We start from the raw sequence: 13,733 nt of genomic DNA on the forward strand, positions 1-13,733 counted from the left end.
AGATGTGGGACATGGCTTCTCCCTCCCTGCACCAGCTCCTTGAAGGCAAGCGGTTTGGCCTGGTCCTCTCCGCGGGCTACTTCGGCTTCTACGGGCACGCCGGCTTCCTCAAGGGGCTGACGAGTTCGGGGCTCAAGCCGCATGCGTACGCGGGGACGAGCGCGGGCGGCATGGTGGCGGCCTACGCGGCGGCGGGGATGCCGGTGCACGCCATCGAGGAGTTGGTGCTGCGCCAGACGCGCGCCAACTTCTGGGACCCGGATCCGATTGGCGCGGTGCTGAACGCGGACGCCAGCGGCCATGGGCTGACGGGGCTCCTCAAGGGAGAGCGCTTCCGGAGGCTGCTCGAGGACACGCTGGGCGCCAGGACGTTCGAGGACCTGCCGCACCCGCTGTTGCTCGTCGGCGCGAACCTCACGCTGGGCAGCCACGAGGTGTTCACCTCGGGAGAGCTGGCCCCGCGCGTCCACGCCACCTGTGCGTACCCGGGCCTGTTCCGCGCGGTGCCGCTGGAGGGCAACCTGTACTGGGACGGCGGCCTGGTGGACAAGGCGCCCGCGCTGTCGCTGCATGACAGCAACGTGGGGAAGGATTTGGACGCCATCCTCGTGCACTTCCTGCCCAGCAAGACGCGCAAGGTGGTGGGTGGCCCCATGGCGTACGCGCAGGGGCTCGCGGCGGGCTCGGCGGCGTTGCGCCGCGACCACTTCCGCCTCCAGCTCACCGTGCTGGAGGGGCGCAACATCCCCGTCTACGTCGTCGTCTCCAACCTGCCCCCGGTGACGCCCACCACCATGGAGCGCGGCTTCGACGCGTTGGACCAGGCGCGCCTGTCCGCCGCCGTCTCCCTGGCCCGGCCTCCCGTGCCGTTCGCCCAGGCGCAGTGGTGAGCGGACCCTCGCGGGAGGGCGCTCACCTTCCGCCGTAGCGCCGGTGGTCCACCATCAGGCAGCGGTCCTGAACCACCTGGATGCCCGCGCGCGCCAGCTTCTCCGCCGCCGCGTCGTTGCGGATGCCGGACTGGAACCACACCGCCTTCGGCTTCTTGGCGATGAGGTCGTCCACGTGCGCGTCGATGTCCTGCGGCCGCCGGAAGACGTCCACCAGGTCCACCTCGCCCGGCACGTCCGCCACCCGGCGGAACACGGGCTTGCCGAGGATGTGCGTCACGTCCGGGTAGTAGACGGGCACGGGCACCACCTCCACGCCCGCGCTCGCCAGATAGTCCGGCACGTAGAAGGCGGGCTGACCCGAGTGCTGCTCCGTCTTCATCCCCAGCACCGCCACCCGCCGCGCGCTCTTCACCACGCGCTCCACGCCCGCTTCGTCCTTGATGAGGTTCTCTTCCCAGCTCATCGCGCCTCCTCTTGAAGCCCTTGTGCTCGCGACTCCATCGTCACCGTCCACGCCGCCCCGTCCACTGGCGCCTTCACCGTGAGCTCGCGACTCACTGGCACGAAGCGCCCATACGCCATCACCTGCTCACCCTGGCACGTCACGCCCGGCGTCAGCTCCGGCCGTCCCGCCTCTTCCCACGCATCCGTCAGCTCGTCCGGCGCGTCCCCTGGCACCGCGTCCAGGCACCGCAGGCTCAGCACCACCGCGTCACCGTACTCCGTGTCCCGAGTCCCCTGCACCGTGCGCTCCAGCACATAGGCCACCTGCTTGTCGCCCGCCGGCAGCGTGTCCACCGCCCAGGTGCGTTGTCCCTCCGACAGATGGCGCTGGAACAGGCCGCCGAACTTCGCCTCCCACTCGCGACGCGTGCGCCCCTCCAGCGCCTCCGGCGCGAAGAAGCGCGCCAGTGGCTTCGCGTCCACGCCCGAAGGCACCGACTGCCGCACGGCCTCCGCCGCGGCCTCGGGAGACACCAGCTTCACGAACGTGCCGTCCGCCGCCAGTTGGAGTCGCAGCGCGAAGCGCAGGAGCACATCGTCCACCCAGCCCTCCACCTCCACCCCGGCCCGCGACTGCTTCGCGTGCGTCACCGACTGAGTCAGCAACCAGCCGCCCTCGTTCGGCGTGAAGCGGGACTCGGTGGTCAGCTCCGCCTCCTCGCGCAGCACGGAGCCACCCTGCTCGACGACGCGGACGCCGCGCTGGGACTCGGTGAGGACCCGGTCGACGGGGGGCAGGAAGGACACGCGCACCCGGGGCTTCACCTCGGACACGGGAACCCGCAGCGGGGACGGCTTCCGACAAGCGGACGTCAGGGACAACACGAGACAGCTCAGCAGGAGACCTGGACGCATGCGCCCGCGAACGCTGGCAGAAACGGCCAGCGCCCGCGAGCGCTTCCTCACCGCGAGGGCCTGTGCCTCACGGGTGACGCGTGCTGCCGTCGGGCGCGTTCTCCACCAAATCCCGCCCGATGTTGCGCCTGTCCCGCCGCACACCGTCATCGTCGGGCAGCCCGCCGCGGGCGGAGCGCCTCGACGCCTCCGACAAGTCCCTCATCACGGCCTCGCGCGACGCGTACTCGGTACTCGGCAGGCACTTGAGGACGTTGATGATGCTCACGGGGGCCCCGCCATCCTCGGCGGACTCCACGAGCTCCTCCCGCGTCGACGGGTAGTCCACCGAGTCGATGTGAGGGGTGATGGAGAGCCCGGGGTCTTCCGCGGTTCCGAATGCCATCTGGCGCTGCCTTTCTGCCCGGCCCGCGAGGCCCGGGCGTGCGTCACTGGGTACGAGGAATCTGGTGACGGCGCTCGCTCCGGACCACCCGGCCATCCCCCTCCCCGCCCCTGCCCGGCCAGGGGGCCAGCCGCCCCGGCACCTCCCGAGGTAGAGTGCCGCCCGCCGCCCCTGTCGCCCGGAGCCCCATCCATGCCCGCCGCACCCCTGCTGCTCGCCTGGCTCGTGTTCGCCAGCACGCCGCCCACGCCAGCCGCCGCCCCCAAGAGCGTCTACTCCCTCGATGACGCCGCCTTCGTCGCCCAGGCCCAGGCCGACCTGGAGCAGTTGGAGCGGCACGCCCGGGGCCTGCGACGTCTCCAGGACGAGGTGAAGCAGTCGCGCGGCCTCTACCTCCAGAAGCAGAGCGAGCCGTACACGCCGGACCAGAAGCAGCGGCTGCTCACCACGTGGGCGGCCTTCTTCGACTACTTCGTCTCCACCGAGGTCATCCGTCAGCGCTACTGGGACTTCGTGAAGGTGCCCGCCCTCACCCAGCCCAAGAAGCACGCCTGGGGCTTCCTGCTCACCCACGGCGCGCTCACCACGGAGCTGGCCCACGGCCTCACCTACGCGGAGCTCACCGGAGGCCGCAAGCAGTTGGAAGTCCTCCTGGACGAGCCCGCCCCCGAGTTCGGCCTGCCCCCGCGCGCCTTCGCCCGCTTCAAGGAAAAGGTCATCCACGTGGGCACCACCACCCAGCTCTACACCGGTGACACGTACAAGGAGCAGCTGCGCCCGCTCCTGGTGAAGGCCGGCGCGCTGGACGGCCCCCGCGTGCCCTGGGTGATGCAGGAGATGAAGCTCAACAGCGAGGTGGCTCGGGGCCTTCTCGCCAAGCGCGGCGCCACGATTTTCGCCAAGGCCGCCACGGACCTCACCCAGGACTCCGCCCAGCGCGCCTTCTTCCCCGTCCAGCGCGCCGTGGCCGAGTGGATGGGCGACACGCGCGTGCACCGCTCCGGCCAGCCGCTCATCAGCCGCGAGCAGGTGCTGGGTGTGCTCAAGAAGATGGAGCCCGGCGACATCATGGTGGCGCGGCAGAACTGGTACCTCTCCAACATCGGCCTGCCGGGCTTCTGGCCGCACGCGGAGCTGTTCGTCGGCACCGCGCCGGAGATGGCCGCGTACTTCGACGAGGACGCGGACGTGAAGGCCTGGGTGGCCACGCTCCCCGGCAAGCCCGCGTCCTTCACCGCGCACCTGGCTCGCGCGTTCCCCGCCAAGTGGGCCGAGTACTCCGGCAAGGACTCCCACGGCGACCCCATCCGCATCATCGAGTCCATCAGCGAGGGCGTCAGCTTCACCGGCCTGGAGCACGGCATGCGCGTGGACTACCTGGGTGTCATGCGCCCCCGGCTGGCTCGCGTGGACAAGGCACGCGCCATCCTCCGCGCCTTCGCGTACCAGGGCCGCCCGTACGACTTCGACTTCGACTTCTTCTCGGACCAGACGCTGGTGTGCACGGAGCTGGTGTGGAAGTCCTACGCGCCCTCGCAGGAGATGCGCGGCCTGGCGGTGCCCCTGGTGGACGTCGTCGGCCGGCGCACGCTGCCCGCCAACGAGCTGGTCCGCCTCTTCGACACCGAGCACGGACGCGACAACCGCCAGCTCGACTTCGTCGCCTTCCTGGACGGCCGGGAGGGCGAGGGGCTCGCGAAAGAGGCGGATGAGGCCGCTTTCCGTTACAGCTACCGCCGAGCCAAGTGGGACATCGCCCAGGAGTAGGCACGCACATGACGGAAGAAGTGGCCCAGGACATGCTGGAGCTGTCCGCCCAGCTCTTCGAGCGGATGATTTCGCAGCAACAGGCCAAGGTGCTGCGACTGGCCCGCGAGGCCGTCCCCAACCTCACCCCCGAGGAGCTCCGCAATCCCCACGACTTTCCCGAACTCAAGGAACACCCGACTTTCGAGTATGAGGACGGAATCCTGGCGGGGCTGATTTCGGCTCAAATGGGGCTGCGCGCGGAAATCAAGGGGAGGCTGCCCTATGCACCGCCCACCTTCTGACGCTCGGTTGCCTGCCTTTGCCGTCAAGCCCGGTGTGGGTTAGTGGTTGCGGCCGTGAGCATCCCCACAGGATTCAGCCCGCCGCTGGCCCGGGAACGGTTGGTGTCGGCGCTGGCCGCGGAGCCACCGCGTCTGGACCTGGCCGCGCTGGCCATCGCCACGCTGGACAGGCCGGAGCTGGATGCCCCCGCGTGTCTGCACGTCCTGGACGTCCTGGCGTGCCGGGTCCAGGTGGAGTCGGAGCGGCTCACCGACAAGGGCGAGGCGCTGGCGTCGCTGCGAGCGCTGCGCCACGTGCTGTCGGACATCGAGGGCTTTCGCGGCAACGAGGACAACTACCACTCGCCCGAGAACAGCTTCCTGGACCAGGTGCTGGAGCGAAAGCTGGGGCTGCCGATAACGCTGTCCGTCGTCTATCTGGAAGTCGCGCGTCGGGCGGGCATCCCCCTGTACGGAGTGCCGTTTCCCGGACACTTCCTCGTCGCCCATGACGCGGGGGACCACAAGCTGGTGATGGACCCCTTCCACCACGGCGACATCCTCACCGAGCACGGCTGCGAGGAGCTGCTCAAGCGGGTGGCGCCGCAGCTCAAGTTCGACCGGGCCATGCTGGCGCCGGCGCCGGTGGAGTTGATTGCCTACCGCATGCTGTCCAACCTGCGGCGCGTGTACCTGGGCCGCGAGGACCGCGAGCGGGGGCTGGCGGTGGTGGACCTGCTGCTCCTGTTGGCGCCGGATCACCCCGGGGAGCTGCGCACGCGCGCGGCGCTGCTGGCCAACCTGGGGGCATACCGCGCGGCGCTGCGCGACGTGGAGCGGTGCCTGGAGCTGTCGCCGGAGGCTCCGGACCGCGACCGCCTGGAGATGACGGCCCGCGAGCTGCGTGAGCGCGCCTCGCTGCTCAACTGAAAACCCCAAGGCCCTCGCCCGTGTCGGGGGGCCGGAGCGTCAACCATGTCCCAGACGGTGAAGCCCTGGCGGCGACTGCGCCTTGGGTTGGAGCACGACTATCAGGTGATGAAGGTCCGCGAGGACAAGTGGGCGGACCCGAGGACGGAGCAGGAGCATCCGCGCGTGCGGGTGGTCTGCGCGGACTGGGTCAACGTCATCGCGGTGACGCCGGAGGACTCGCTCGTGCTGGTGCGGCAGTTCCGCTTCGGCGTCGGCGCGGACACGCTGGAGCTCGCGGGAGGACTCGTCGAGGAAGGCGAGGACCCGGCCGTGGCGGCGGCGCGCGAGTTGGAGGAGGAGACGGGCTACGTCGCGGGCCGCGTGGTGCCGCTGGGCTGGATGCATCCCAATCCCGCGCTGCAGGACAACCGCTGCTTCATCTTCCTCGCTCGGGACTGCGTGAGGGCCCATGCGGGCCGGCAGGACGAGGCCGAGGACATCGCCGTGGAGCTGCACCCGCGCGCGGACGTGCCCCGGCTCATCCTGGAGGGCCACATCACCCACTCGCTCGTGGTGGGGGCACTCTTCCTGGAGAAGCTGCGCGAGGACGCGGACAGGAAGCGGTAGCGCGCGCTACCTGCGCTCGCAGCCACAGCCACACGCGTCGAAGAAGGGCGTCTCGCCCGGGGCGCAGACGAACATGGTTTGACGGCAGCCCTTCGGGTCCTTGGAGATGGAGCGGCGACCCGAGTTCCCTGGGGAGCAGCGTGAGTGGGCCCCCGCCGCGACGAGCGTGGGCGACTCCGGCGCGTCTCCGTCCCCGTCCCCGGAGGCGGGGCTGCAGCCCATGCCCACCATGAGCGCGAGGAGCCCCACGGTGGAGTGGGTCGTCCTGACGTTGAGCACCCTTGGACCTCCTCTACGGCCCCCCGCGCTTGCTGGGCGCATGGTGGCGAGAGTCCAATCTGGACGACCGCTCCGACAAGCGGGAGCCCCGGAGGGCACGAGTTCAGGGAGGGCCGTGCTCGGGAGCACACTGTCCACGTCCTGAAGCGGACACCGGGCAGCCCGCACGGGCCCATGTCGCGCTCCCCTTCCCACGCGCTCGCAAGCGCGTCCGCGCTCAACCCTTCGCGCGCTTGCGTGGACGTGACGTGGCGGCACGAGTCGCCCCCGCACCGTCCTTCACCGAGCCCCGCTCCCAGGTCCCCGAGCGTCCCCCGGACTTGTGCTCGAGCTGGACGGCCTCCAGCACCATGCCCCGGTCCACGCTCTTGCACATGTCATAGACGGTGAGCGCCGCAGCGCACGCGGACGTCAGGGCCTCCATCTCCACGCCCGTGCGGTCCACCGTCCGCACCGTCACGCGGACGGACAGCCCCTCCTTCACGGCGTCCAGGGTCACCTCGACTCCGGACAGGGCGATGGGGTGGCACAGCGGGATGAAGTCCGGGGTGCGCTTGGCGGCCATGATGCCGGCGAGCCTCGCCGCGGCGAGCACGTCCCCCTTCTCCACCTTCCCCGCGAGGATGCGCTCCCGCGTGGCGGGCAACATGCGCAAGAGCGCGGTGGCCACCGCCACGCGCTCCGTCTTCGGCTTCGCGCCGACATCGACCATCTTCACCGGCCCACCCCCTGGGCCACGGCCTGGAGCAGGTCATCCACCACGTCGTCCGGGTCCTCGAGTCCGACGGACACCCGGATGAGGCTCTCGCGAATCCCCGCCGCCTCGCGCTCCTCGGGCGTCAGGCGTCGCGCGCTGGCGCTGGCCGCGTGCATCACCAGCGTGCACACGTCCCCAAGCGACGGACCGGGTCGACCGACCTTGAGCGCCTCCAGGAAGCGCATGGCCTCGGGGCGGCCCGCGCCCCGGATTTCAAAGGACACCATGGGGCCGCCATCCTTGAGCACCTCGCGAGCCACCGCATGGTCCGGATGCGAGGCCAGCCCCGGGTAGATGACCCGCTCCAGCAGGGGCGACTCCGCAAGCCGCCGCGCCACGTGCGCCGCGTGTTCGGCATGGGCCTTCATCCGTACGGGCAAGGTGCGCAGGCCGCGCAGCGTGAGCCACGCCTCGAACGGACCCAGCACATCGCCGGAGAGCACGCGCGCGGCGCGCAGCACGTCGATGCGCGAGCGCGCACCACTCACCGTCCCGCCCAGCGCGTCGCTGTGCCCGTTGAGCCACTTGCTGGTGGACTGCACCGCGTAGTCCGCGCCCAGCTCCAGCACGCGCTGCCCCATGGGCGAAGGGAACGTGGCGTCCACCGCGAAGGCCGCGCCCACGTCCCGGCACGCCTTCGCCAGCTCGCGCAGGTCCGCCACGCGCAGCAACGGATTGGTGATGCTCTCCGCCAGCACCAGGCGCGGCTTCAGCTCGCGGATGCGCGCCTGCGTCCCCGCGTCCGTCAGCTTCAGCGCATGCAGCTCCACGCCGAGCGCGGCACACAGCTTCTTGTAGAGCGCGCGCGTGACGCCGTAGCCGTCCGCCGGCATCACCAGCCTGTCGCCAGGCCGGAAGTCCTGGGCCTCGAAGAGCGAGCGAAGCGCGGCCATCCCACTGGCGTAGGCCACGCACGCCTCGGCGCCCTCCAGCGCCGCCACGGCCTCTTCGAGCAGCGTGGTGTTCGGAGCGCTGATGCGGGCGTAGGCGTAGTCCTTGCCGTCCAGCGCGCCGTCCAGGTCGTCGCTGCTGTCGAACCAGCTCACCGCGGACACGGAGATGGGGGGCGAGACGGGAACCGCCTTGCTGCCCGTCAGCCGCGTTCCGGCGTGCACCGCCAGCGTCTTCTGCTTCGTGCTCATGAGAGTCCTGTTCCGCCCTTGCCTGGCTCGAAAAGAAGGCCGGTCCGTCATAGAGACGGACCGGCCTGGAGCATGCGTCACGCGGTGGTGAGCGGGCTACTCGCCCTGCTCAATCAGCCAGCGCTCCGCGTCGATGGCCGCCATGCAGCCGGTGCCGGCGGCGGTGATGGCCTGACGGTAGTAGCTGTCCTGCACGTCACCACAAGCGAACACGCCGGGGATGTTCGTGCGGGTGCTGCCCGCCACCGTCTTGAGGTAGCCGCCCTGGTGCGTCTCCAGGATGCCCTGGAACAGCTCCGTGTTCGGCGTGTGGCCAATGGCCACGAACAGGCCCGTGGCATTGAGCAGCTGGCTGTCGCCCGTCTTCAGATTGCGCACCACCGCGCCCGTCATTCCCTTCGCGTTGCCGGTGACTTCCTCCACCGCCGAGTTCCACAGGAAGGAAATCTTCGGGTTGTTGAGCGCGCGCTCCTGCATCACCTTCGACGCGCGCAGCGAGTCGCGACGGTGGACGAGGGTGACGTGCTTGACGATTTTCGCCAGGTACGTGGCCTCCTCCATCGCCGTGTCTCCACCGCCCACGACGAGTACTTCCTGGTTCTTGAAGAACGCGCCGTCACAGGTGGCACACGCGGACACGCCCCGGTTCTTGTAGATGTCCTCACCCTTGACGCTCAGCCACTTGGCCGTCGCGCCGGTGGAGATGATGACGGTCTCCGAGAGAACGCGGATGCCGCTCTCCCCTTCGATGACGAAGGGGCGCTTGCTGAAATCCACCTTCACCACGTTTTCCATGTGGATGACCGTGCCGAACCGCTCCGCCTGCTTCTGGAAGCGGTCCATCAGCTCCGGGCCGGTGATGGCCTCCGGGAAGCCCGGGTAGTTCTCCACGTCCGTGGTCACCATGAGCTGCCCGCCCGGCACGCGCTGGGGATGCTCCAGCGTGGGCCCACCAGCGAACACCATCGGTTCCAGGTTGGCGCGCGCGGCATAGATGGCCGCGGTGTAACCCGCCGGCCCCGAGCCGATGATGGTCACCTTGTTGATTTTCTCCTCCGCCACGGGTGGCTCCTCCCTCTTTCCGTTGAGGCCGCGAAGGTACCAGAGGCCCTCGGGCGCGTGATACGAAGCTGGCCTCATGGATGCCGAGCTCCTCAAGAAGGTTGCGCTGTTCGAGGGTTTGACCCAGGGCCAGCTCGCCAAGGTGGCGCAACTCGGCCACACCAGGGACTACCCGGCGGGCGCCTTCCTCTTCCGCGAGGGGGAGTCCGGCCAGGAAATGTTCGTCATTTCCAGCGGCAAGGTCCGCATCTCCAAGTCGGTGCCCGGCATCGGAGAGGAAGCGCTCGCCATCCTGGAAGCCGGCCAGTACTTCGGAGAGATGGCGGTTATCGAGGACTCTCCCCGCTCCGCGGACGCCATCGCCCACATCTCCTGCTCGGTGTGGGCCATCGAAAGGTCCAAGCTGGACCAGCTGATGTTCACCGACAAGGACCTGGCGTACGTACTGCTCTGGACGTTCGTCCGGACGCTGAGCGAGCGACTTCGCGAGACGAACGACAAAATCAAATCGTTCTTCGCCATCTCCCGCTTCTGAAAGCAGGCCCGCACCGCCCACCTCTCGCCGCCCGAGAGGGTCCGTGGTGTGCGGGTGACCGTCCGGGAGTCGAGCCCTGTCGAGCCAGACGGGATGGGTAGGCCCACCGCGCCCCAGGTAGCGACAGCGGGCACATGCCTTGCTCAAGCACCGCGCCGGGGAAGGTGGGCGGGATGGAGTGGAGCATGGGCGGGGCGTGGACGGGGAGCGGTGAAGTGGTGGGCGAGGAGTCGGTGGGGGCGCTCGCGCCCGGGGGCATGGAGCAGTCCCGGGAGCGGCTCTTCCGGTTGGGGGCACAGGCTCTCACCGACTCGGAGCTTCTGTGCGTCACGTGGGGTCTGGCACCGCGCTCGCGAGGCGGGCTGGAGGCGGCAGGGGTGCTGCTGAAGCGATGCGGAGGACTCAAGGCGCTTTTGCAGGCGGAGCCTGTGGAGCTTCGAGGGGTGCCGGGCCTGGGGCCTCGGAGGGCCGCGCAGGTGCTCGCGGCGCTGGAGCTGGGCCGTCGCGCCCAGCGTTCACTGGAGCGGCGTCCCAAGCTGCGCACGCCTCGGGAGATTCACGCGTACCTCACGCCCGCGCTGGGGGCGCTGCGGCGGGAGGTCTTCCACGTGCTGTGCTTCAACGCGCGCAACGTGCTGGTGCATGACGCGCGGGTGGCGGAGGGCACGCTGAACACGTGCCCGGTGGACCCCCGGGAGGTGTTCGCCGCGGCGCTCGTCTCCCGCGCGACGGCCATCGTCCTGGCGCACAACCACCCTTCGGGGGACCCGGAGCCCAGCGTCCAGGACGTGGGGCTGACGCGGCACCTCGTCGCGGGGGCGAAGCTGCTCAACCTCAAGGTGCTGGACCACCTGGTGGTGGGAGACGGGGCCTTCGTGTCGATGCTGGAGCGGGGACTGCTCCCGGACGGGGAGTGGGAGTCGAAACGGGAATGGAACGTGGCGGGAGGAGATGGGTGATGGCGGGGTGCCTTGTGGGGATGGTGCAGGTGGAGCTGCTGGAGGACACGCGGGCACAGGTGGTGCGGCTGGAGACCGGGCGGGCCTGCACGGTGGAGCGCGTGGAGCTGCCAGCGGACGCCCGTGAAGGGGACGTGGTGGTGGATGGGCGCCGGGAGCCGGACGCGACAGCGCTGCGCGTGCTGGAGGTGGCGCTGAGGAGGGCCCGCCTGGCTGTCCCCGTGCCGCCGGGGCTCGAGCTGTGAGGGGCGGCGAGGCGCCGTTTCCGTTGACGGCCGGGCCAGGATGGTGAACATGCGAGCGATGCCGTTGGCCCTGCCCTACTTCGAGGAAGCTCAGCAGGGCCTGGTGCGCCACTTCGGACTGACGCAGTTCCGTCCCGGGCAGGCGGAGGTCATCTCCACCGTGCTGAGCGGGCGCAACACCGTGGTGGTGATGCCCACGGGCGCGGGCAAGAGCCTGTGCTACCAGCTCCCGGCCACGCTGCTGCCGGGGCTGACGCTGGTGGTGTCGCCGCTCATCGCGCTGATGAAGGACCAGGTGGAGCAGCTCACCGCGCGCGGCATCAGCGCCACGTTCATCAACTCCTCGCTGTCGGACCTGGAGCGGGCGGAGCGGATGCGCCGGCTGCGCGCGGGCGAGTACAAGCTCTTGTACGTGGCGCCCGAGCGCTTCCGGAGCGCGAGCTTTGTCCAGACAGTCCTCGACGTGGGCGTGGACCTGCTCGCCGTGGACGAAGCGCACTGCATCTCCCAGTGGGGGCACGACTTCCGGCCGGAGTACGCGCAGCTCGGCCAGGTGCGCAAGAAGCTGCGCCCACCGCGCACGGTGGCGCTCACGGCGACGGCGACGCCGGAAGTGCGCGCGGACATCGTCCGGGTGTTGCTGATGAAGGAGCCCCGCGAGTTCGCCATGGGGTTCGACAGGCCCAACCTGTTCCTGGGCAAGCAGGAAGTCGGCGGAGACACGGACCGTCACGAGGCCTGCGCGCGGCTGGCGGCGCTGGGGGGCAGCGGCATCATCTACTGCTCCACGCGCCGCGCGGCGGACGGCATCTTCGCGGAGCTGCATGGCCGGGGACTGAAGGCGGTGCTGTACCACGCGGGCATGGAGGACGACGCGCGGAGGCGGGCGCAGGACACCTTCATGTCCACGAAGGACGCGGTGGCGGTGGCCACCAATGCGTTCGGCATGGGCATCGACAAGTCGGACATCCGCTTCGTCGCGCACGCCAACATCCCCAGGGCGGTGGAGGCGTACTACCAGGAGATCGGCCGAGCAGGCCGGGACGGTGGCGACGCACGCGCGGTGCTGCTGTTCAACCACTCGGACGTGTACACGCAGGAGCGGCTCATCCAGGGCAGCCACCCGTCGGAGACGGTGCTCGCGGACGTGTGGGGCGTGCTCCAGTCGGTGGAGGAGTTCGAGCGGGGCGTGCACGTGCTGGCGGGAATGGTGAACGCCAGTGAGTTCGAGGTCTCCGCGGCGCTGCGCATCTTCGAGCGCGCCGGGAAGCTGGAGCGCGGGGGACGGGGTGAGGGCGAGCACGGGCTGACGCTGACGGAGAAGGCCCAGGCCGCGCACCCGCATGCGGCGGACGCGCAGCGGCTGTTGAAGTCCCTGCTGGAGACGTTTCCCCTCGAGCGGCAGGTCACCACGGAGCTGACCATCCTCGCGCGGCGCGTCGGTCTGTCGGTGGACGAGGCGCGCCACGCCCTGGGCCTGCTGGAGAAGTCGGGCGTGGTGAATGTGCGGCGGCCCTTCTCCGGGCGCTCCATCCGAGCGCTGGCGCGGCTGCCCTTCCGCGAACTGGGCATGGACCTGAGCCACGTCCGGGAGCAGGAGCGGCAGAACCTCCAGCTCCTGCGGCGGATGACGGACTACGCCTACGCGGACCGGGAGCAGCGCTGCCGGCGGCGCGCCGTCCTCCACTACTTCGGTCAGCAGGACGTGGAGACCTCCTGCGGCAACTGCGACGTGTGCACGCCCGCGAAGATGCCCGTGCTGCTCTCGAGCGGGCCGACCGCGTCCCGAGGCCGCACGTCGGCCTCGGCACAGCCGGTGCTGAACTACAGCGAGCTGGCCTCCACGGAGCTGCGTCGCTGGCGCAAGGAGCTGTCGAAGGACCTGGGCGTCGCGCCCTTCATCATCTTCAACGACGCCACGCTGCTCGGGCTGGCGGCGACGCTTCCCATCGACCGAGAGGCCTTCCTCACGGTGAAGGGCACGGGAGAGAGTCGCTGGGAGCGCTTCGGCCCCAAGGTCGTCGAAATCTGCCTGATGGCGCGCGCCGCGGGGCATGAGCCCCAGGCAGCCCCCCTGGCGGCGCCACGCAAGCCGCGCGTCCGGCGGGCCCTGGGTACAAACTGACGAAAGGGCCCGCGGCCGGTGCCCCCGTCTTCGCGACGGAAGAGGCTACGGGCCGTTGCCTCCGCCTCGGCGCATCCCTCGGGCGATGAGGTAGCGCAGGCTGCCCATGACGGTGCCGACCACCAGGGCGAGCAGGAAGATGACCGCCACCGTGGTGAGTCCAAAAATGAGGCGCACCCCGTACTCGGGAATGCGGCCGTTGAAGAAGGCCGTACGCAGCGGCTCCATGGCGCCGACCAGCTCCAGCGCACGAGCCGGCAGCGAGTCCAACGACAGCGACAAGCGCTGGAGGAACTTCGAGGGGAACAGGCGCAGGGCGCCCTCCACCACGACGCCCACCAGCAGGTAGAGCGCCGACAGCAGGAAGGCATTGCCCCACATGATGCGCAGCAGCGGGGACTCGGGCCCGGGGCCAGAGGGAGG

At 70.0% G+C, this 13,733-nt stretch carries 17 protein-coding genes; 9 read left to right on the forward strand and 8 right to left on the reverse strand.

What is annotated here, in order from left to right:
* The first annotated feature begins 2 nt into the window (after positions 1-2).
* Positions 3-890, forward strand: coding sequence for a patatin-like phospholipase family protein (locus tag HUA75_RS35975; RefSeq protein ID WP_371745700.1), 888 nt, complete (start codon positions 3-5; stop codon positions 888-890).
* A gap of 22 nt (positions 891-912) precedes the next feature.
* Here HUA75_RS35975 and HUA75_RS35980 read toward each other — a convergent pair whose 3' ends face one another.
* From HUA75_RS35980 to HUA75_RS35990, 3 genes are all read right to left on the reverse strand, one after another.
* The gene (locus HUA75_RS35980) at positions 913-1,356 is read right to left on the reverse strand and encodes a CoA-binding protein (RefSeq protein WP_141648117.1); all 444 of its coding nucleotides are present in this window, start codon (positions 1,354-1,356) and stop codon (positions 913-915) included.
* On the reverse strand, positions 1,353-2,252 hold the full coding sequence (locus HUA75_RS35985) for a hypothetical protein (protein ID WP_174488974.1): 900 nt from the start codon (positions 2,250-2,252) through the stop codon (positions 1,353-1,355). The genes HUA75_RS35980 and HUA75_RS35985 overlap by 4 nt, the downstream gene beginning before the upstream one ends.
* A 67-nt stretch (positions 2,253-2,319) precedes the next feature.
* Entirely contained in the window at positions 2,320-2,637 is a 318-nt protein-coding gene (locus HUA75_RS35990; protein ID WP_141648115.1) for a DUF2795 domain-containing protein, read from the reverse strand.
* Between the two features lie 192 nt (positions 2,638-2,829).
* Here HUA75_RS35990 and HUA75_RS35995 point away from each other — a divergent pair, with 192 nt between their 5' ends.
* The 4 genes from HUA75_RS35995 (at position 2,830) to HUA75_RS36010 (ending at position 6,206) form a co-directional block, all read left to right on the forward strand.
* Positions 2,830-4,404 (forward strand): YiiX/YebB-like N1pC/P60 family cysteine hydrolase, encoded by a 1,575-nt coding sequence (locus HUA75_RS35995; RefSeq protein ID WP_174488975.1) that lies wholly within the window; start codon positions 2,830-2,832, stop codon positions 4,402-4,404.
* Positions 4,405-4,412: 8 nt separating this feature from the next.
* Entirely contained in the window at positions 4,413-4,688 is a 276-nt protein-coding gene (locus HUA75_RS36000) for a hypothetical protein (RefSeq protein WP_141649139.1), read from the forward strand.
* Positions 4,689-4,772: 84 nt separating this feature from the next.
* Positions 4,773-5,597 carry a SirB1 family protein gene (locus HUA75_RS36005; RefSeq protein WP_141649142.1) on the forward strand — a complete coding sequence of 275 codons (825 nt, stop codon included), beginning with the start codon at positions 4,773-4,775 and terminating at the stop codon, positions 5,595-5,597.
* Positions 5,598-5,642: 45 nt separating this feature from the next.
* Positions 5,643-6,206, forward strand: a complete 564-nt coding sequence (locus tag HUA75_RS36010) for an NUDIX hydrolase (protein ID WP_141649138.1) — start codon at positions 5,643-5,645, stop codon at positions 6,204-6,206.
* A gap of 6 nt (positions 6,207-6,212) precedes the next feature.
* On the opposite strand, the gene HUA75_RS36015 is transcribed toward HUA75_RS36010, so the two are convergent.
* The 4 genes from HUA75_RS36015 to trxB all read right to left on the reverse strand — a co-directional run bounded on the left by HUA75_RS36015 (position 6,213) and on the right by trxB (position 9,446).
* Positions 6,213-6,485, reverse strand: coding sequence for a hypothetical protein (locus HUA75_RS36015; protein ID WP_246137864.1), 273 nt, complete (start codon positions 6,483-6,485; stop codon positions 6,213-6,215).
* A gap of 217 nt (positions 6,486-6,702) precedes the next feature.
* The gene (gene moaC, locus HUA75_RS36020; protein WP_141649137.1) at positions 6,703-7,203 is read right to left on the reverse strand and encodes a cyclic pyranopterin monophosphate synthase MoaC; all 501 of its coding nucleotides are present in this window, start codon (positions 7,201-7,203) and stop codon (positions 6,703-6,705) included.
* Entirely contained in the window at positions 7,200-8,384 is a 1,185-nt protein-coding gene (locus HUA75_RS36025) for a PLP-dependent aspartate aminotransferase family protein (protein ID WP_174477848.1), read from the reverse strand. Before HUA75_RS36025 ends, moaC begins: the two co-directional genes overlap by 4 nt.
* 96 nt (positions 8,385-8,480) lie before the next feature.
* The gene (gene trxB / locus HUA75_RS36030; RefSeq protein WP_141649140.1) at positions 8,481-9,446 is read right to left on the reverse strand and encodes a thioredoxin-disulfide reductase; all 966 of its coding nucleotides are present in this window, start codon (positions 9,444-9,446) and stop codon (positions 8,481-8,483) included.
* Positions 9,447-9,522: 76 nt separating this feature from the next.
* Between trxB and HUA75_RS36035 the strand changes: the two genes are divergently transcribed.
* From HUA75_RS36035 to HUA75_RS36050, 4 genes are all read left to right on the forward strand, one after another.
* Entirely contained in the window at positions 9,523-9,981 is a 459-nt protein-coding gene (locus HUA75_RS36035; protein ID WP_141649135.1) for a cyclic nucleotide-binding domain-containing protein, read from the forward strand.
* A 173-nt stretch (positions 9,982-10,154) separates the two neighbouring features.
* Complete coding sequence (radC, locus tag HUA75_RS36040) at positions 10,155-10,940, forward strand: DNA repair protein RadC (protein ID WP_174489107.1); 786 nt, start codon at positions 10,155-10,157, stop codon at positions 10,938-10,940.
* On the forward strand, positions 10,940-11,185 hold the full coding sequence (locus HUA75_RS36045) for a DUF3006 domain-containing protein (protein WP_141648994.1): 246 nt from the start codon (positions 10,940-10,942) through the stop codon (positions 11,183-11,185). Before radC ends, HUA75_RS36045 begins: the two co-directional genes overlap by 1 nt.
* Before the next feature lie 40 nt (positions 11,186-11,225).
* A complete protein-coding gene (locus tag HUA75_RS36050; protein WP_174488976.1) occupies positions 11,226-13,310 on the forward strand; it encodes an ATP-dependent DNA helicase RecQ in 2,085 nt (694 codons plus the stop codon).
* Positions 13,311-13,355: 45 nt separating this feature from the next.
* On the opposite strand, the gene HUA75_RS36055 is transcribed toward HUA75_RS36050, so the two are convergent.
* Positions 13,356-13,691 (reverse strand): hypothetical protein, encoded by a 336-nt coding sequence (locus HUA75_RS36055; protein WP_141648995.1) that lies wholly within the window; start codon positions 13,689-13,691, stop codon positions 13,356-13,358.
* Between the last annotated feature and the right edge of the window lie 42 nt (positions 13,692-13,733).

Source organism: Myxococcus sp. CA040A (assembly GCF_013336725.1).
Lineage (GTDB): Bacteria > Myxococcota > Myxococcia > Myxococcales > Myxococcaceae > Myxococcus > Myxococcus llanfairpwllgwyngyllgogerychwyrndrobwllllantysiliogogogochensis.